Here is a 17,302-nt window from a genome sequence, read left to right on the forward strand (position 1 = left end):
CCTGACGCCCAACCTTCAGGTATCGGCGCTGACCTGGGTCGGATCCGGGCAGGTTTCCTCACCATTATTGAGCCCCTGCTTGTAGTTGCGACTGAGCAGCGAGGCCTTGCCGTTGTGCCAGGTCAGTGTCAGCACGTACAGCGAGTCATAGTCGTTACCGGACCAGTCTTCGGTGATGGTGTGCTTCTCGCCGGCCGCTTCACTGGCGACTTTGTTGATCAACTCCGGCAGGTAACCGTGGGACCAGGCGGTGTAGATCGTTGCGTTGTGGTACTTGTCTTCGACCAGCTCATCGGCCAGGGCACTGGTGTCGTTCGCGGAGAACTTGATGTTGACCGGCAAACCCAGCTTGATTGCGCTGGGACTGATGGTCATCAGTGGGCGGATATAGCTGTAGGAGTTATCCAGCTCACCTTCCTCGACATTGCGCGTGGGGTTGGCGGCGAATACGAAATCGGCCTTGCCGAATTTTTCCGGTAATACACTGGCCAGGTTCATGGCGCGGTTCAGGCCCTGGCAATTGAGTTGGCCCAGGCCGCCGGCAGGTTTTTCGCCGTGGCGCAGGAAGACCAGGGTTTGCACGCCGTCCACCGGTTGTGCGCGGCTTTCGCGGGCATCCAATGCCGTGACAATGCCGGCGGTGACCAGCAGCAGCGGTAACATCATGTATGAATGGCGTTTGAATTGTTGCACAAGGCGCAGAGGCTTGATCTTCATTATGGGTTCGAGTCTTCATGCGTCGGGTTAAGGCGGACAGGCCCGGCCCAATGACGCAGTGTGCGTCCTGGGGGTGTTCCTTGTCGGTATAGCCAGGTGCCTCCATTCACCCTGCGAGCGCATTTAAGAGTGCGCTTGGGCGTTTTGGTTCGCCCATGGGATTCTAGCCAGGCAATGTTGCTTATTGATGACCCATGCAGGGTGGCGAACAGATGACTATCATGGGGACTTTCCGCCCAGGGACCTCTTCCGATGAACGCACTTGCCGCTTTCCCGATCAACAGCAAATGGCCCGCCCAGCACCCGGAACGCCTGCAACTGTACTCGCTGCCTACGCCCAACGGTGTAAAAGTATCGATCATGCTCGAAGAGCTGGGCCTGCCCTACGAGGCACACAAGGTCAGTTTCGACACCCAGGACCAGTTGTCTCCCGAGTTCATGTCCCTGAACCCCAACAACAAGATCCCCGCGATCATCGACCCCAATGGCCCAAGCGGGCAGCCGCTGGCGTTGTTCGAGTCCGGCGCGATCCTGATTTACCTGGCGGAAAAAACCAGCCGGTTGCTTTCCGAAGACCCGGCCACCCGCTATGAAACCCTCCAGTGGCTGATGTTCCAGATGGCAGGGATCGGTCCGATGTTCGGCCAGGTGGGGTTCTTCAACAAATTCGCCGGCAAGGCTTACGAAGACAAGCGCCCGCGTGACCGCTACGTCGCCGAGTCCCGCCGCTTGCTCCAGGTGCTCGAGAAACGCCTGCTGGGCCGCACCTGGATCATGGGCGATGACTACAGCATCGCTGACATCGCCACCTTCCCCTGGATTCGCAACCTGATCGGCTTCTATGAATCGGGCGACCTAGTGGGTATCGCCGATTTCCCCAATGTACTGCGCGCCTTGGATGGCTTTATCTCACGCCCTGCGGTGATCCGTGGCCTGAACATTCCGAGCTGAAGCATGCCGACTTTCGATTTCAAGCAACTGGATGTATTCAGCAGCGTGCCCTTCAAAGGCAACCCGCTGGCCGTGGTGCTCGGGGCCGACAGCCTGACGGACCAGCAGATGGCCGACTTCGCCAAGTGGACCAACCTCAGCGAAACCACGTTCTTGCTGAAGCCCCGTGACCCACGCGCCGATTACCGGGTGAGAATTTTCACCACCTTGCACGAACTGCCGTTTGCCGGGCATCCGACGTTGGGCAGTTGCCAGGCATGGTTGCACGCAGGCGGTGTTCCGCGTGGGCAAGAGGTCATTCAGGAGTGCGAAATCGGTTTGGTCCGCATCCGACGTGAAGGCGACGAACTGGCGTTTATCGCGCCACCGCTGTTGCGTTCGGGCGTTGTCGAGGCGCCGCTGCTGGAGCGTGTGCGCCTGGGGTTGGGCCTGGCGCCCGGCGCTATTGTGCGCAGCCAATGGGTGGATAACGGCGCCGGTTGGCTGGCGGTGATGCTGGCTGATCGCCGGGCCGTGCTGGAGGTGAGGCCTGACTACGCGCAACTGCTCGGGTTGGCCGTTGGTATCATTGCTCCTTGCGATGGGGAGGACGCACAGTTTGAGGTGCGCGCCTTTATCGCCGGCGACGGTGCCCAGGAAGACCCGGCCACCGGCAGCTTGAACGCCGGCCTGGCCCAATGGTTGCTCAGCGAGGGCCTGGCGCCGGAGCGCTATGTGGTCAGCCAGGGCACGGTCATGGGCCGCGTCGGGCGTATTCGTATCGAGCGCCAGGGTGATGAAGTTTGGGTCGGCGGCGCCGTTGCGGTATGCATCGAAGGCCGTCTACAGCTCTAGATCAATGCAATTGTTACGTGCCGCGCAATACACTGTTGGGCCCTCGGCATTTGTGCTGCGGGTGCTTGGGGCATAAGCTTTGGTCCCAAAGATTTCAGCCATTTTTTCAGGAAAGCCATGACCAGCCAGTTCCCCCAAGCCCGCCCCCGTCGCCTGCGCCGCTCCCCGGAGCTGCGTGGCTTGTTCCAGGAAAGCGAATTCACCCTCAACGACCTGGTGCTGCCGATTTTCGTCGAAGAAGAAATCGACGACTTCGTGCCGATCACCAGCATGCCGGGCGTATTGCGTATTCCTGAGAAAAAACTGGCCGGCGAGATCGAGCGTTATGCCCGTGCCGGCATCAAGTCGGTGATGACCTTTGGCGTGTCCCACCATCTGGACGCCAGCGGCAGCGACACGTGGAAAGAACGCGGCCTGGTCTCGCGCATGTCGTCGATCATCAAGGACGCCGTGCCGGAAATGATCGTGATGTCCGACACCTGCTTCTGCGAATATACCGACCACGGCCACTGTGGCGTGATGCATGGCGCCCACGTCGACAATGACGCGACCCTGGTCAACCTGGGCAAACAAGCCGTGGCCGCCGCCCGCGCCGGCGCCGACGTGATCGCGCCCTCGGCGGCTATGGACGGCCAGGTCCAGGCCATCCGCCGCGCCCTGGACGACGCCGGTTTCACCCACATCCCTATCATGGCCTACTCCACCAAATTCGCCTCGGCCCTCTACGGCCCGTTCCGCGAAGCCGGCGGCAGCGCCCTCAAGGGCGACCGCAAAAGCTACCAGATGAACCCGATGAACCGCCGCGAAGCCGTCCGCGAATCGCTGCTCGACGAGCAGGAAGGCGCCGACGCGCTGATGGTCAAACCGGCCGGCGCCTACCTCGACATCATCCGCGACATCCGCGAAGCCTCACGCCTGCCAGTGGCGGCGTATCAGGTGAGTGGTGAGTACGCCATGATCAAATTCGGCGCCCAGGCGGGGGCGATCGATGAGGCACGCGTGGTACGCGAGACCTTGGGCTCGATCAAGCGGGCGGGGGCGGATTTGATTTTTACGTACTTTGCGATGGATTTGGCGTTGGCGGGGGTTTAAAGGCGCTGCTTCTCAACCTACCTGTGGCGAGCGAGCTTGCTCGCGTGGGGCTGCGTAGCAGCCCCATAACTCAGTAATAGAGGTTGATTTATTTTGAAAGGTCGAGAGTGTCGACTGGGATTCTGTTTTTATCTGTTATTTGAGGTTTGGCCGTTTTTTAATTCGGAAGCAACATGTCTTAACCAAGTTTTGCCATCGTTCCACTCGTTAGGATAATAGTAGTAGCATCCGATATCGGAAAGCAGAAAATCTTGAAGCTCTTGCTCGGTTTTTGGGGTGGAGATTAATTTATCCAGTTCAAGTTGTACTGTGGTCAATGTTTCATCGGAAGATTCGGATATAAAGAAATTAATTACTTCGTTTGCGCTGTTGTGATCATCAACCCAGTCTTGATTGAAATATCCAGCAAGGAATTGTTGTAATTCAGGATAGTCTTGGTTCATGGGTTTGGAAACGCTGTGTGCGGGAAAAAGGAACGGGTTTGTTTGTTGATCTAAATGTTAGTCGGGTAAAAGTGAATGGCAGTAGTCCTTACGTCGACGAAACCGACATTGTGCGAGATTGATTGATTCAGTTCTACAAGGATTACTGAATTCCCTAACTTTAGTATTGCATAGTTATCTGTGTCGTTAATAAGCTCGCCAGTTATGGTGTGTGTACCATCGTTTGCGGTGATTTTTGGGGTCATGTCAGAGGAAAGATCAATATTTTTCTTCCAGAAAAATACTTCGTCTAACTCGAATTCCACATCCAAATCTTCACCGATGCTTGGTTTGGCGCCATGCCAGAAAGCCGTGCCATTTCCAAAAGGTGAGCTGAATTCCACATATAAAGTGTCTTGCTCGGAAAAAACATCGATAGTTCGTATTTTCATTTCACTTCTCCGTTAATGGGACTCGTACGACAGTATTGTCGACATTCATCATGTTGGTCTTTAATTCAGGTATCCGTATTTCCTCATGGTGATGATGCTTGAATTTGTGTTGAATTTTCTTTTTCGATATTATGTAGGTGTCGGAAAAGCAGATTGTAGAACTAAAGTCTTTTAAGCGGATTAGACTTTGATAGGAGGCTTGCGCACTGCCGCGTTGAATGGCTTGTTTTTTCAAGGCTGTATGAAATATAGATTAGATGTGGAGCTGTCAATTTTTCTGGCTTTTCCCTTTTTTAGGTAAGCGTTGAGCTCACGCTCCACGGTTTCTCTATCTGTATATTTTTTGTACTTGTGCGGTGTCTCGCATGCGTACATATACAGCCTCCAAGAGTCGAAGCCGTCGACCCTTTCGTCCGGACCATAATTAAAGTCGACACATATTTCAGATAGATAAACGCTACAACCAATTCCGTGCAGTTCGTAGGTGACTCCTTCACCAACAGTTCCGCGTCGTGGGATTTTTTTGGATCGCCATAGTCTGTGGGGATTTTTGGTTCCAAATACGTGCTCAAATAAATCGGTGGCCTTTTTTACTTGCGCCAAATATTCGGTGATCAAATTTTCTATAGTTTGAGCGCTCATCGTCTTGGCTTTCCTAGTCTATCGAGTTCTACTGTATTTGAAGCGTTTATCATATCTTTGGGAGCAGATGTTGTAATGTTCTTTTTAAATCTAGTGTCTATCGCGGCTTCGAATTTTTTGAGTGATGGCTATCTGGTTGTTAGATGCCTCCTGCCGACTCGTGTACGGCTAAAGCTCCCTCGGAACTAGATTAGGTGTTGGTAGGAACTTAAGGGCGTTGGTTAGCTCTATAGCGAGCGGGGGGGGGGCTGCGCCACATAACTGGCTACACGGATATAATTGACTGAGCGCGCCGTACTGATCATTTTTATTCCTTAAGTAAGTAACGGTCGAATTTTTCTATTATGTGGTGAAGCCATAACGGCCCTGATGCCCATTCATTGGGATAGTAATAGTAGCAGTATTGTTCGTGTAGTAAGTTTTCTAGGAGTTCTGATTCGTTTGTGTAAGCGTCAATTAGTTCTAGAATTTCATTTCTTACAGTGCAAATTATGTCTGTGGACGAGTCCATTAGGAAAGTGTCTATGACATCGTCGGCGCAGGCGTGATCGTCTACCCAGTCTTGATTGAAGTAGGCACCAAAAAATTGCTGTAGTTCAGTTAGTGTAGTGTTCATTTTTCTATTGGATATCCTGTAAGTAATAGGTAGTCATTCGGTGTTTTGGGCTTTCTTATTAGGACCAGAATAAATTTATGTACGGGTATGGACTCTGTGGCGCCTCTTATAACGCTCAAGCCTACGGGGTCATTCGATTGTTCTCTAATTATATGTTTATCTTTTTTTCCTTTTAGGAATTTTAAAATTTCTTGATGGCGTGTGGTTAAGCTTTTAGATACAAGAGCTTCTGCTTCTGCAAAGGTTTTGAACGTAGATGCTGCTGGTATATTAGGTTCCCGTTCAAGCCTTTCAACTAATTGAGCATCGGTCTGCCCGATATGCTTTCTGATTAAATGTCCGCCGGATTTTTCATGCTCAGCTAATAGGCTGTCGGATAGTTTGTTTGTTTGAGCGGAATCGACTTGTGAGCCCGGACAAGCTCCAACTTTGCAGCTTAGTCCTAACGGGTCCACCCATCCAGTAGGATTGGGCGCGTACCGGTACGCGTTGATCCCACCCGCCAGCCTCACCGGATCAGGCGTCAGGTAACGACCAATATTTGGATTGTAGTAGCGATGGCGGTTGTAGTGGAGGCCGCTTTCGTGGTCGCAGTATTGGCCTTGGAAACGTAGCGGATTGTCGACTTTACCTACGTCGAGGCGGCTGATTTCGCCGTAGGCGCGGTAGTGGGCGGACCAGACGATTTCGCCTTCAGGCGTGGTGAGTTCTTGCGGTGTGCCGAGGTGGTCGAGTTGGTAGTAGTAGGGCTTGGTCTCTGCTGGGCCGAAGCCTTCCAGCAGTACCAGTGGCCGGAAGCTATCGGGTTCGTAGAGGTAGCTGCGATGACGATCTGCATGGTGTTCGGCGATCAGCTTGTCGCCTTGCCAGAAGAACTCTGTGGTGATTCCATCCACGGTTTTGCTGATGCGCCGCCCAAACGGATCGTAGCGATAACTGGCGGTTTGGCCATTGGGCTTTGTGATGCCGATCAGCCGGTGCTGACAGTCGTAGCGGTACTCGGTAACGAGTGAATGACCCTTACCACGTCGCTCGCGTATCAGGTTGCCGAAGGCGTCATAGTCGTAGTGGTGATCGCCTTGGATCATCAACCGATTGCCCGCAACGATGTCCGGTCCTGGCCTGTCTTGCATGAGCAAGTTGCCGGCCGGGTTGTGACCGAAGCGTTCTCGTACGTCTTGCGTATGGTCGGCGCGGGTCAGGCGGTGGAGTGGGTCGTAGCGGTAAAGGTGTTCGCCTTTGCGGGTGTCGTGCAGGCGGGTGAGGTTGCCGGTTTTGTCGTAGTCGTAGTGGCGTTGGTAGAGGTGGTTTTGCTGTTGGGTGACGGCGTGGGTATGTAGCCGGTTTTGCTCGTCGTAGTGGTAGTGGCTGAGGAGTTGGCCTTGTTGGCGTTGGTGTTCACGGCCGCTTTTGAACAGGTGTGAGGTCAGCAGCGCACCGTTCAGTTCGACGGTGGCAAGGTGGCCGCCTTTGTCGTGGTTGAAGGTGAGGCGGTTGTTGTCCGGTAGGCGTAAGTGCTGAAGTTGGCCGCAGGCGTCATAGCCGTAGCGCAGCGTGCCCCAGCCCTGGTGTTCGGCGGTGAGGCGGTTTTGGCGGTCGTATTCGTAGGCCAGGAACCAGTGGCCGTCGTCGACGCTGAGGAGGTTGCCTTGGCGGTCGTAGGCATAGTCGACAACGCTGCCGTCGGGCAGGGTTTTTCTTACGAGGCGACCGGCATAGTCGCGCTGGTATTGAGTGACTAGCTGACTACCGTCGTCGCCGTATTCGGTTTTTTCCAGCAGGTTGCCGTTGAGGTCGTAGGTGTACGCGGTGCGTTGGCCGTCGAAGCCGGTTTCCTGTTGGATCAGGCCGTTGGGGTGGTAGTGGAGCTGGTAGGTTTCGCCGACTTCGTTTTCGATGGCGGTCAGCAGTAAGCGGGCGTTGTCGTAGCGGTACTTGACCTGGGTACCGTCGGCATTGATGCGGCGGCTGATCAGGTGCAGGCCGTCGGCGTATTCGTAGCGGGTGACGTGGCCGAGTTCGTCGCGTTCGGCGGTGATTTTTCCGTAGGGGTTGTAGCTGAATTCTCGGTAGGTACCGTCGGGTTGGGTCAGTTTCAGCAGGCGTCCTACAGCGTCCCACTGATACTGAGTCAGCGCGCCCTGTTCATCCTCACGCGCAACCTGCCGGCCCAGGTCGTTATAGCGGTAGCGCTTGATCCCGCCATTGGGCAACTGCTCTTCAACGAGCTGCCCGCGTTCATTCCACACCAAGCGATGGCAGCTGTTGTCGGGATACCAAACCCCGGTCAGTTGCCCCTGCTGGTCGTAGCTGTAGTCGGTGGCGTTACCATCCGGGTCAATCTGGCGAATGACATCGCCCTGGTCATTACGCTCGTATTTCCAGACCGCCTCACCGCGGCGCATAACCCGTACGAAACCGTTGTCATGCTCGTAGGACGTTGGTTCGTCATCCCCCGGAAACAGCGCGATCAAGCGTCCGGCGTCGTCGTATTGATACGCCGTCACCGCACCCAGCGGATCCTGCTCGACCGTCAGGCGGCCTTTATCGTCGTAGGATTTGAAATGCTGGGCGCCGTCGGGATCGATGCGCTGTACCAGCCGCGCCCGCTGGTCATGTACGTAAACTTCCTGGCTGCCGTCGGCGTTGTGCACGGTGACGCGACCGTCATCGCCCCAGGCATACCGCGTGTCCATCTGCGAAAAACTGGCCCAGTGCCGAATACAGCGCGCTGCCTTGCCAGCGCGTTCCCATTCCCAGAAGAAACTCGCCCCACCGGCCAGTTGCCGTTCAAGAATGACGTGCTGTTCGTCGTACCGATAACGCTCACACTCACCGACAGCGTTGGTCGCTGAAACCAGTCGTCCGGCGCCGTCATAGGCGTAGGAAACGACGTTCTGCTCGGTCACCCAGACGAAGGGTTCATGCCCTGTGGCGCGATGAACCTGGTAGTCCACCGCCACGATGCGATCCAGCTCATAGCGCAAGAGCAAAGAGCGGCCCACGCCGTTATCCAACCGCTCGATCCGTCCCAACCGATCCCGAACAACCAACAACCGGTTGTCATACGCATCGCTGATCGCCGTCAGCACACCGTCGCAAAAGTGATAAAACCGAGAGGACTGGGCCAGCACCAACTCGTCAGGAACCGAGCCCAAATAAATCGCCGCTTCAGCCAAGCTGTTGGTAATCGCTGGCCGAGCCACCGTCGGCAAGGGCAGGGTGGTCGAGCGATTCTCATGATCCGTCCACACCACCGAATCGCCCACAACCACAAGCCGCTGCGCCAGCGCATGACTCCAACCAAACCCCAGTCCACAGTCCACTTCCACCGCACTGCTGCGATACAAGCGCGTCCACTCGAACGGCAAGACCCCATCCAGCGCGCCATCGGTAAGGGTCAGCAGTTCTTCGCCGGTGACCATCGACACCGGGCAACCGTTCGTAACGGTTTTATCCGCCGGAGCCGCCGCATCGCCCTTCGGATTCGACGCAACAGCAGGCACATCATCCACCGCCTCCTGCCGCACCAACGCCGTACGCTGGGTCTTGCTACGCACCGCTGGCACCGCGTTCGAAACCAGCGTGTCACCCGCCTTCAACGGCGCCACCGGCACCGCCTTGATCGGAATTGGGGCGCTGCCCAGCAACACCGGCTTAAGCGCTTCGGTGTGCCCCTCCAAGCGAGCTGTGCCGAACTGCGTGGCTATCTGCTCCAGCCACGTGCGCACCCGACGTGACTTGATGCCGGCCAGCACTTTGGTGCTGATGCGCACTACAAAACCCATGCCGGCCGTCGCCAGTCCCAATAACAGGGTGATGACGACCTCGGCGCCAATCGACCCGAGCATTTCGTTCATATACGGCGGTGGCAGCATGCGCATCCAGCTGACCAGGGCCGCCAGGTGAACGAACAGCAAAGGCTCATCGCTGAGCACCAGCAAACCCTTCGCGAGGGTCTCGGCACTTAACGCGAGTAACTTTTCAAGCTCGTCCTGGGAAAGGTAATGCAGCAGCTTTTCAGCGTTGGCCAGCGGGTCGGACAACCACTGGAGTAACTGCGTGATGTTGTCCCAAACCGAGTAAAGAACTTCGCCAAAGCCTTGGGCATAAGCGCGGTGCAGCGAGAGGTAGCGCTGGAGAAAATTCGCTTCGGAATAGTTCTTCCACAGCGGTTCGAAGGTGGTGTCCCATTTACTGCGCAGCCAGCCTTCCAGTGGCGTGATGACCGACTGATAAGAGGCGTACAGCGCCTTGAAATGCGCCGAGGAAACGTCGGGGTAGAAACTGACCCGGTACCGCTGGTTGCGGTCACATTCGTTGACTTCGAGGATGCCGCTCGGGCCGATGGTTTTATGGATCGGCTCGCCCAGCGCGCCACCGTCTGGATCGATGCGCTGCAACATCACCGGCGTATTGCCGATCGGCACGAACCGCGAGCTCTGGAACATATGCACCAGCGTCAACGTGCCGTTGGCCTGGCATGTAGCGACGGTGCTGCTGGGAAAAATCGAACGGTTGATCGGGGCGACCAGAGCCACCTCATTCCCAACCTTGAACACCTGCTCCACATCCAGTGCCGACGCGCTGAAAAAGCCCTGTGCCCAGGTATCGTAGTGGTTGAGGCAGCCGCGAAAATCGCTGAGCACGGACTCGACGTCTCGCGTCTTTGAATCCATTGCGGCCAGCACCAGAAAGCCTATGGCTCGGCCGGTTGCTTCGATCATGAATGAGCCCCATCGATCAGGGCTCTCACTGGAAAAACCATCTGCACTCCCTCGCACTGTTTGATCAGGCGAAGGACTTTGCAGAGGTTTTCAGGGCAGGGGAGTAGAGCTTATCCGGCGGTTACGTGGGAAGTTTCAGCCAGTGCCGCACCAGGTTCGGCAGAGCAACGAACCCCGGTTAGACTTGCCTGTCGATATCCCCATTGCCCGGCCCGCCGTCCACCAAGGAAGCCTCATGTATTCAAGCCGCCTGATCCTCTGCCTCGCCACCTTGCTGCTGCTGGCCGGTTGCGCCACCTCGCGAGGGCCGCAACAACCCGAGCGCAGCGAGGCCGAGGTGAAGGCGCAGATCGTGCGCCTGCTCCCCGCCAAGGTTGCGGACCGCGACGGTTGGGCCCAGGACATCTACACCGCGTTCGACACCCAGAAGATCTACCCCAGCACCGAAAATATCTGCGCCGTGCTGGCGGTGACCGAGCAGGAGTCCACCTTTCAGGTCGACCCACCGGTGCCAGGCATGGGCAAGATCGCCCAGGATGAAATCCTGCGGCGTGCCGGGAAAGTTCATGTACCGGCGTTTGTCGTACGCAGCGCCTTGCAAGTGCGCTCGCCCACCGGCAAAACCTACGCCGAGCGTTTGAATGCCGCACGCACGGAGAAGGACCTGAGCGCGATCTTCGACGACTTCATCAGCGTGGTGCCCTTGGGCAACACGCTGTTTGGCGGCTTCAACCCGGTGCACACCGCCGGCCCGATGCAGGTCAGCATCGACTTCGCGCAAAAACAGGCACGGGGTTATCCCTACACGGTGGACGGCACGATTCGCCGCGAAGTATTCACTCGTCGTGGCGGTATGTACTTCGGCATCGCTCATTTACTCGGCTACCCGGTGAGCTATGACCAGCCGCTGTACCGCTTCGCCGATTTCAACGCGGGTTGGTACGCCAGCCGCAATGCCGCGTTCCAGGCTGCGGTCAGCCGTGTCTCAGGCACCGAATTGACGCTGGATGGGGATTTGATTCGCTATGGTTCGCTGCTGCCCGGTACCACCGAACTGGCGGTGCGTTCACTGGGAGCGAAACTGGATATGCGCAATCCCAGTATCCGTAGCCAGCTGGAGCAGGGTGATCAGTTGGATTTTGAAGACACCACGCTCTACAAGCGGGTATTCGCCTTGGGCGACAAAGCCGCCGGCAAGCCGCTGCCGCGAGCGATCCTGCCGGGCATCGTGCTCAAAAGCCCGAAGATCACCCGCAACTTGACCACGGCTTGGTTCGCCAAGCGCGTGGATGAGCGGTATCAGCGCTGTATGAAACGTTGATTAGGTGCGGCGCGTCGGGCTGAAGCGTTGCCATCGCAGGCAGGCCGGCCCAGATTTGACCGGGTTCTTTCAGGCGGATCGAAAAAAGAAAAGGCCCGGCTTTTCGTGGAGCCGGGCCCTTTCCATGTTGCTCGTTGAATCAGTTGCGTTCGAGGGCCAGCGCCACGCCCTGGCCGCCGCCGATGCACAGTGTCGCCAAGCCTTTCTTGGCGTCGCGCTTGATCATTTCATGCAGCAGGGTCACCAGAACGCGGCAGCCTGAAGCTCCAATAGGGTGGCCGATGGCGATAGCGCCGCCATTGACATTGACCTTGTCAGCGTCCCATTCCAGCTCTTTGCCCACCGCCAGGGATTGCGCGGCGAAGGCTTCGTTGGCTTCGATCAGATCCAGATCGCTCAATTGCCAGCCGGCCTTGTCCAGGCAGCGGCGGGTGGCCGAAACCGGGCCGATGCCCATGATTGCCGGGTCGACCCCGGCGTTGGCATAGCTGGCGATACGTGCCAGCACCGGCAGGCCAAGGGCCTTGGCTTTGTCGGCGCTCATCAGCAGTACGGCAGCAGCACCGTCGTTGAGGCTGGAGGCGTTGCCGGCGGTGACGCTGCCGTCTTTTTTGAAGGCGGGCTTGAGCTTGGCCAGGGACTCGGCAGTGGTACCGGCACGCGGTTGTTCGTCCACCGTAAAGGCCAGCGGGTCGCCTTTGCGCTGGGGAATCAGGATCGGCGTGATTTCATCGGCAAAGCGGCCGGCTTCGATAGCGGCGATAGCTTTTTGCTGGGAGGCGGCGGCAAAGGCGTCCTGCGCCTCGCGGCTGATGCCGTACTTGTCCACCAGGTTTTCGGCGGTGATGCCCATGTGGTAGTCGTTGAACGCATCCCACAGGCCGTCGGTGATCATGCTGTCGATCATCTTGGCGTGGCCCATGCGCAAACCGGTGCGCGCGGCGGGCAGTACGTACGGCGCGAGGCTCATGTTTTCCATGCCGCCGGCGATGATGACGTCGGCGTCGCCGCAACGGATCGCCTGTGCGCCCAGGTGCAGGGCCTTGAGGCCCGAGCCGCAGACCTTGTTCAGGGTCAGGCTCGGCACGGCGTGGGGCAGGCCGGCGAGAATCGAGGCCTGGCGCGCCGGGTTCTGGCCGCTGCCGGCGGTGAGCACCTGGCCGAGGATCACTTCATCCACTTGCGCCGGGTCGAGGCCGGTCTGCTCCAGCAGGCGACGAATCACCGCAGCGCCCAGTTCAGGGGCCGGGATACTGGCCAGCGAACCTTGAAAGCTGCCCACGGCGGTGCGGGTGGCAGCAACAATCACGACGTCTTGCATGGAATCTGTCCTCACTGGAAATGCATTTCTGGAACATGGTCCGGGACGATCAGTTTACCGGCGGTCTTGCTCACAATCTCTTCAACGCTGACGCCAGGTGCGCGTTCCTTGAGGACAAAAGCGCCATTTTCGATTTCCAGGTAGGCCAGGTCCGTGAGCACACGCTTGATGCAGTTGGCGCCGGTCAGCGGCAGGCTGCACTGGCTGAGCAGTTTCGACTCACCGTCCTTGGACGCATGGGTCATGATCACGATGATATTTTCCGCACCGGCCACCAGGTCCATCGCGCCACCCATGCCCTTGACCAGCTTGCCGGGGATCATCCACGAGGCGATGTTGCCCTGTACGTCGACTTCGAACGCGCCGAGTACGGTGAGGTCCACGTGGCCGCCGCGAATCATCGCGAAGGACTCGGCGGAGGAGAAAATCGAGGCGCCGATGCGTGCGGTGACGGTTTGTTTGCCGGCGTTGATCATGTCGGCATCAATGGTTTCTTCGGTCGGAAACGGGCCCATGCCGAGCAGGCCATTTTCCGACTGCAGCATCACTTCCATGCCTCCGGGAATGTAGTTGGCCACCAGGGTTGGAATGCCGATGCCGAGGTTGACGTAGAAACCGTCCTGCATTTCGCGGGCGACGCGTTGAGCCATTTGTTCGCGGGTAAGAGCCATGTCATGAGTCCTTATTGTTCGGGCCGGGGCGGATTACTTGCGCACGGTGCGCTGTTCGATGCGCTTCTCGAAGGTGCCGCAGATAATCCGGTCGACGTAGATGCCAGGGGTGTGGATCTGCGCGGGGTCCAGCTCGCCCGGTGCAACGATTTCCTCGACCTCGACCACGGTGATCTTGCCGGCGGTGGCGGCCAGTGGGTTGAAGTTCTGGGCGGTGTGCCGATAGATGACATTGCCGAAGTGGTCGGCTTTCCAGCCTTTGACGATGGCGAAGTCGCCGGTGATGGACTCTTCCATCAGATAGGGGCGGCCCTTGAATTCGCGGGTTTCCTTGCCTTCGGCAACCGGGGTGCCGACGCCGGTGGCGGTGAAGAAGGCCGGGATGCCAGCACCGCCTGCACGCATTTTTTCCGCCAGGGTGCCTTGGGGGGTCAGCACTACTTCTATTTCACCGCTGAGCAGTTGCTTCTCGAACAGGGCGTTTTCACCGACGTAGGAGGCGATCACTTTGCTGATCTGCTTTTCTTCCAGCAGGATGCCCAGGCCGAAACCGTCGACGCCGCAGTTGTTGGAAACCACGGTCAGATCACGGGTGCCTTTGCGCTTGATCTCGGCGATGAGGTTTTCCGGAATGCCACACAGGCCAAAACCGCCGGAGAGTACGGTCATGCCATCTTCCAGGCCTGCCAGCGCCTCTTCATAGGACGCCACGCGCTTATCGAAACCTGCCATATGCACCTCGTTATTATTAGTGGGCCAGCCAATGGACCGAGTGTTGCGCCGACGGATTGATTTGTTAAGTTGTTTTTTTAGGTTGATTGATTTAGAAAACAGCATAGTCGAACCACTGTGCGGAGTTGTGTCATGACCGTTAAACAGATGCGTGCCTTCCTGGCCGTGGCCCAGAGCCTGAGTTTTGCCGCTGCCTGTGAGCGCCTGCACCTGTCCCAGTCGGCGCTGAGCCTGACTATCAAAGGCCTCGAGGAAGGGCTGGGTGGACGCTTGTTCAGTCGCAATACGCGTAATGTGGCGCTCACGCCTGAGGGCGAATCGCTGCTACCGCTGGCTCGCCGCTTGATTGCCGACTGGGACAACGCGGAGGACGAACTGCGTCAACGCTTCACCTTGCAACGTGGGCGCGTGACGGTGGCGGCAATGCCGTCATTTGCCGGTAACCTGCTGCCGCCGATCCTGAAGATATTCCGCGCCCGTTACCCGCAGGTGAACGTGACGGTGCATGACCTGATCAACGAGCAGGTGCTGGAGATGGTTCGCGACCGCCAAGTGGAATTGGGCGTAGCGTTCGAACCGTCCGACGGTTCGTCATTGGCATTCACACCGCTGTACCTGGACCGTTTTATTGCCGTGGTACCGGGAGATTCGCCTTTGGCGCAGTTGAACGAGATCGACTGGAAAAGCCTGTTGGAACAACCCTTCATTACCCTCCAGCGCCCATCGACCGTGCGGGTTATGCTCGAAGAGCACCTGGGTGCCTTGCAGATGAAACTGCCGGTCGCGCTGGAAAGTCATCAACTGGCCACAGTGGGCAAGATGGTTGCCAGCGGCTTGGGTGTCAGCGCTGTGCCCGCATTGTGCGCGCGGCAGATGGAGGAGGCGGGCGCCCATTGCATCACCTTGACCGGCCCGGTGATCGAGCGGCCCATTGGGGTACTGACCAAACCAGGGCATGAACTGTCGGCGGCGGCGCAGGTGTTGTTTGATATCTTTCAGGATGAAGCGAGGAAGGGACGGTTTCCGACGTTCTGAAGTTCACACAACAAAAGTGGGAGCTGGCAAGCCAGCTCCCACAATAGATCAAGTACTACCTAGTAGTAACGGTCGATCACTTTAACTTGCGAGCTGTCTTTGAAAGAGGCCCAGGCATTGTTAAGTGTGTCGAACACCTGCTCGATAAAGTTGCGATCGGCTGCGGCTTTCTTGCCGACATAACCCTGGCCACGACGGTACATCTTCAGGCGCGCCGCCAGTTCGCGGTGATTGCGGTCGAACTCGGCTTCTTCGGTGTGGGGCGCCAGGCAGTCAAGTTGAACTTCGCCCGACTTGCGAATCCACAGGATATGGTCGTCGAGTGTGTCTTTCTGCGCTGCGAACATCTCAGCCAATTCATCGATAGTTGGTTGGTTGTTCAGATTCATGTGTAAGCCCCTTGACCAGTTGGCGATCTATCAGTTGGTTCGTTAATACTTGCTTAGTTGTCTCCGGTTACGAAAACCGGGCGTCGGTGACGGTCTGCCGAATACGGGCAGGGTCTTGAACCTGATGCATGTAGTTTTGCTGATGAACCGCTACGCAACGCTTTCGTAACGAAGACAAGCAGCGCCTTAGCTCCTTGTACCGAGCCCCTTCGGGGCCGGTCAGCTTCATCAATCTGCCTTGTGGGCAGTGCACATCCGGAAAAACAGCTCGGCGGTCAGACGAGCCTGTTCAAAACGCGTGTTACCAACGCTCCCGATCCGGGAGACGTCTCGATAATGCAAGGACAAAAAGCTTACGTCAACGATTATGTAGTGATTATTTTCAGGCACTACATAAATCGCTGTGGGGGCGGGAAGATGCGGGGAAACGTGACTTGGGCGTCATTTTTTGGGGCGGCCGGTCTCAGGAGTAACTAGTGTTTCCTGGGTGCACATTGCGACTGTAAGTTTTTCGCGAGCAAGCTCGCTCCTACAGTCGTTCGGCCAGCAAGGGCAGTAATTGCTCGCACGACGCTTCGATTTTCACCTGCAGCAGCTCATCCCCACGGGTCTTGCCCAGGTTGATCGCAATCACCGGCTTACCCTGTTCCACTGCCGCCTTGCACAGGCGAAACGCCGAGTAAGCCATCAGCGATGACCCCACGACCAGCAGCCCCTCGGCATCGTGCACGGCAGCCATCGCCCTGGCGGCTGTAGCGGGAGCCACGTTTTCGCCAAAAAACACCACGTCCGGCTTCAGCCGTTGGCCTTCGCAATGGGGGCAGCGTGGCACCTGGAAGTGCTCCTCAAGCGTAGGGTCGAGCAAGGTGTCACCGTCAGGCGCTTGCACCGCATGGACGTGCGCAAAGTGTGGGTTGTCGATTTCCATCTGCCGCTGCACCACATCGCGCTCGCTGCGCTGCTGGCAATCCAGGCACAGCACGCGATGCAAACTGCCATGTAATTCGATCACATCATGGCTGCCGGCCTGATCGTGCAGCGTGTCGACGTTTTGCGTGATCAGGCCGCTGATGACCTGACGTTGCTGCAAGGTCGCCAGCGCCTGATGGGCCTTGTTCGGCCGGGCCAGGCGCACCCGTGGCCAACCCAGCATTGCCCTGGCCCAATAACGGCGTCGTGCTTGCGCGGTGGCGAGGAACTCCTGGTACATCATCGGCGCCTTGCCCCGGCGCACCCCTTCGCTGTCACGGTAGTCGGGGATGCCCGACGAGGTGCTGATCCCCGCACCGGTCAGCACCAGGAAGCGTTTTTCGGCCATCGCCCGATGCAAGGTGTCGAGGTGGTCCTCTTGATGTTCCAGCGTGTCGAGCATGAAGTCTC

At 57.6% G+C, this 17,302-nt stretch carries 16 protein-coding genes; 5 read left to right on the forward strand and 11 right to left on the reverse strand.

All coding sequences use genetic code 11. The annotated features are described in order from the left end of the window. Positions 1–15 precede the first annotated feature (15 nt). Entirely contained in the window at positions 16–717 is a 702-nt protein-coding gene (locus tag C4J85_RS09265) for a histidine phosphatase family protein (protein WP_124362121.1), read from the reverse strand. 252 nt (positions 718–969) lie between these two features. On the opposite strand from C4J85_RS09265, the gene C4J85_RS09270 reads away from it, so the two are divergent. From C4J85_RS09270 to hemB, 3 genes are all read left to right on the forward strand, one after another. Then, positions 970–1,668 (forward strand): glutathione S-transferase N-terminal domain-containing protein, encoded by a 699-nt coding sequence (locus C4J85_RS09270; RefSeq protein WP_124409493.1) that lies wholly within the window; start codon positions 970–972, stop codon positions 1,666–1,668. A gap of 3 nt (positions 1,669–1,671) precedes the next feature. Continuing rightward, a complete protein-coding gene (locus tag C4J85_RS09275) occupies positions 1,672–2,502 on the forward strand; it encodes a PhzF family phenazine biosynthesis protein (RefSeq protein WP_124409494.1) in 831 nt (276 codons plus the stop codon). A 117-nt stretch (positions 2,503–2,619) separates the two neighbouring features. Then, entirely contained in the window at positions 2,620–3,594 is a 975-nt protein-coding gene (hemB, locus tag C4J85_RS09280) for a porphobilinogen synthase (protein ID WP_124366545.1), read from the forward strand. 128 nt (positions 3,595–3,722) lie between these two features. Here hemB and C4J85_RS09285 read toward each other — a convergent pair whose 3' ends face one another. From C4J85_RS09285 to C4J85_RS09305, 5 genes are all read right to left on the reverse strand, one after another. Next, positions 3,723–4,037 carry a contact-dependent growth inhibition system immunity protein gene (locus tag C4J85_RS09285; protein ID WP_124406816.1) on the reverse strand — a complete coding sequence of 105 codons (315 nt, stop codon included), beginning with the start codon at positions 4,035–4,037 and terminating at the stop codon, positions 3,723–3,725. Between the two features lie 50 nt (positions 4,038–4,087). Further along, positions 4,088–4,468, reverse strand: coding sequence for a hypothetical protein (locus C4J85_RS09290; RefSeq protein ID WP_124409495.1), 381 nt, complete (start codon positions 4,466–4,468; stop codon positions 4,088–4,090). Positions 4,469–4,699: 231 nt separating this feature from the next. After that, positions 4,700–5,110: a hypothetical protein gene (locus C4J85_RS09295; RefSeq protein WP_124409496.1), complete on the reverse strand. Its 411-nt coding sequence runs from the start codon at positions 5,108–5,110 to the stop codon at positions 4,700–4,702. Positions 5,111–5,417: 307 nt separating this feature from the next. Beyond that, entirely contained in the window at positions 5,418–5,726 is a 309-nt protein-coding gene (locus C4J85_RS09300; RefSeq protein WP_124409497.1) for a contact-dependent growth inhibition system immunity protein, read from the reverse strand. Further along, on the reverse strand, positions 5,723–10,453 hold the full coding sequence (locus tag C4J85_RS09305) for an RHS repeat-associated core domain-containing protein (RefSeq protein WP_124409498.1): 4,731 nt from the start codon (positions 10,451–10,453) through the stop codon (positions 5,723–5,725). The genes C4J85_RS09300 and C4J85_RS09305 overlap by 4 nt, the downstream gene beginning before the upstream one ends. 235 nt (positions 10,454–10,688) lie before the next feature. Between C4J85_RS09305 and C4J85_RS09310 the strand changes: the two genes are divergently transcribed. Further along, positions 10,689–11,774 (forward strand): DUF1615 domain-containing protein, encoded by a 1,086-nt coding sequence (locus tag C4J85_RS09310; RefSeq protein WP_124409499.1) that lies wholly within the window; start codon positions 10,689–10,691, stop codon positions 11,772–11,774. 139 nt (positions 11,775–11,913) lie between these two features. On the opposite strand, the gene C4J85_RS09315 is transcribed toward C4J85_RS09310, so the two are convergent. Genes C4J85_RS09315 through C4J85_RS09325 form a run of 3 tightly spaced genes read right to left on the reverse strand, consistent with a single transcriptional unit; the run spans position 11,914 to position 14,498 of the window. After that, positions 11,914–13,095, reverse strand: a complete 1,182-nt coding sequence (locus C4J85_RS09315; protein WP_124409500.1) for an acetyl-CoA C-acetyltransferase — start codon at positions 13,093–13,095, stop codon at positions 11,914–11,916. Positions 13,096–13,106: 11 nt separating this feature from the next. Beyond that, positions 13,107–13,766, reverse strand: coding sequence for a CoA transferase subunit B (locus C4J85_RS09320; protein WP_124409501.1), 660 nt, complete (start codon positions 13,764–13,766; stop codon positions 13,107–13,109). 33 nt (positions 13,767–13,799) lie between these two features. Then, positions 13,800–14,498: a CoA transferase subunit A gene (locus C4J85_RS09325; RefSeq protein ID WP_124409502.1), complete on the reverse strand. Its 699-nt coding sequence runs from the start codon at positions 14,496–14,498 to the stop codon at positions 13,800–13,802. A 132-nt stretch (positions 14,499–14,630) separates the two neighbouring features. On the opposite strand from C4J85_RS09325, the gene C4J85_RS09330 reads away from it, so the two are divergent. Beyond that, complete coding sequence (locus tag C4J85_RS09330) at positions 14,631–15,533, forward strand: LysR family transcriptional regulator (protein WP_124366551.1); 903 nt, start codon at positions 14,631–14,633, stop codon at positions 15,531–15,533. A gap of 59 nt (positions 15,534–15,592) precedes the next feature. Here C4J85_RS09330 and C4J85_RS09335 read toward each other — a convergent pair whose 3' ends face one another. After that, on the reverse strand, positions 15,593–15,922 hold the full coding sequence (locus C4J85_RS09335; protein WP_124366552.1) for a hypothetical protein: 330 nt from the start codon (positions 15,920–15,922) through the stop codon (positions 15,593–15,595). 529 nt (positions 15,923–16,451) lie between these two features. Further along, positions 16,452–17,294, reverse strand: a complete 843-nt coding sequence (locus tag C4J85_RS09340) for an NAD-dependent protein deacetylase (RefSeq protein ID WP_124409503.1) — start codon at positions 17,292–17,294, stop codon at positions 16,452–16,454. Between the last annotated feature and the right edge of the window lie 8 nt (positions 17,295–17,302).

Source organism: Pseudomonas sp. R4-34-07 (genome assembly GCF_003852375.1).
Classification (GTDB): Bacteria; Pseudomonadota; Gammaproteobacteria; order Pseudomonadales; family Pseudomonadaceae; genus Aquipseudomonas.

Coding starts and splice junctions, on each gene's coding strand:
- C4J85_RS09285 (WP_124406816.1), bottom strand. CDS start 4,037: ATGAACCAAGACTATCCTGAATTACAACAATTCCTTGCTGGATATTTC.
- C4J85_RS09335 (WP_124366552.1), bottom strand. CDS start 15,922: ATGAATCTGAACAACCAACCAACTATCGATGAATTGGCTGAGATGTTC.
- C4J85_RS09300 (WP_124409497.1), bottom strand. CDS start 5,726: ATGAACACTACACTAACTGAACTACAGCAATTTTTTGGTGCCTACTTC.
- C4J85_RS09325 (WP_124409502.1), bottom strand. CDS start 14,498: ATGGCAGGTTTCGATAAGCGCGTGGCGTCCTATGAAGAGGCGCTGGCA.
- hemB (WP_124366545.1), top strand. CDS start 2,620: ATGACCAGCCAGTTCCCCCAAGCCCGCCCCCGTCGCCTGCGCCGCTCC.
- C4J85_RS09270 (WP_124409493.1), top strand. CDS start 970: ATGAACGCACTTGCCGCTTTCCCGATCAACAGCAAATGGCCCGCCCAG.
- C4J85_RS09330 (WP_124366551.1), top strand. CDS start 14,631: ATGACCGTTAAACAGATGCGTGCCTTCCTGGCCGTGGCCCAGAGCCTG.
- C4J85_RS09290 (WP_124409495.1), bottom strand. CDS start 4,468: ATGAAAATACGAACTATCGATGTTTTTTCCGAGCAAGACACTTTATAT.
- C4J85_RS09295 (WP_124409496.1), bottom strand. CDS start 5,110: ATGAGCGCTCAAACTATAGAAAATTTGATCACCGAATATTTGGCGCAA.
- C4J85_RS09315 (WP_124409500.1), bottom strand. CDS start 13,095: ATGCAAGACGTCGTGATTGTTGCTGCCACCCGCACCGCCGTGGGCAGC.
- C4J85_RS09265 (WP_124362121.1), bottom strand. CDS start 717: ATGAAGATCAAGCCTCTGCGCCTTGTGCAACAATTCAAACGCCATTCA.
- C4J85_RS09275 (WP_124409494.1), top strand. CDS start 1,672: ATGCCGACTTTCGATTTCAAGCAACTGGATGTATTCAGCAGCGTGCCC.
- C4J85_RS09340 (WP_124409503.1), bottom strand. CDS start 17,294: ATGCTCGACACGCTGGAACATCAAGAGGACCACCTCGACACCTTGCAT.
- C4J85_RS09310 (WP_124409499.1), top strand. CDS start 10,689: ATGTATTCAAGCCGCCTGATCCTCTGCCTCGCCACCTTGCTGCTGCTG.
- C4J85_RS09320 (WP_124409501.1), bottom strand. CDS start 13,766: ATGGCTCTTACCCGCGAACAAATGGCTCAACGCGTCGCCCGCGAAATG.
- C4J85_RS09305 (WP_124409498.1), bottom strand. CDS start 10,453: ATGATCGAAGCAACCGGCCGAGCCATAGGCTTTCTGGTGCTGGCCGCA.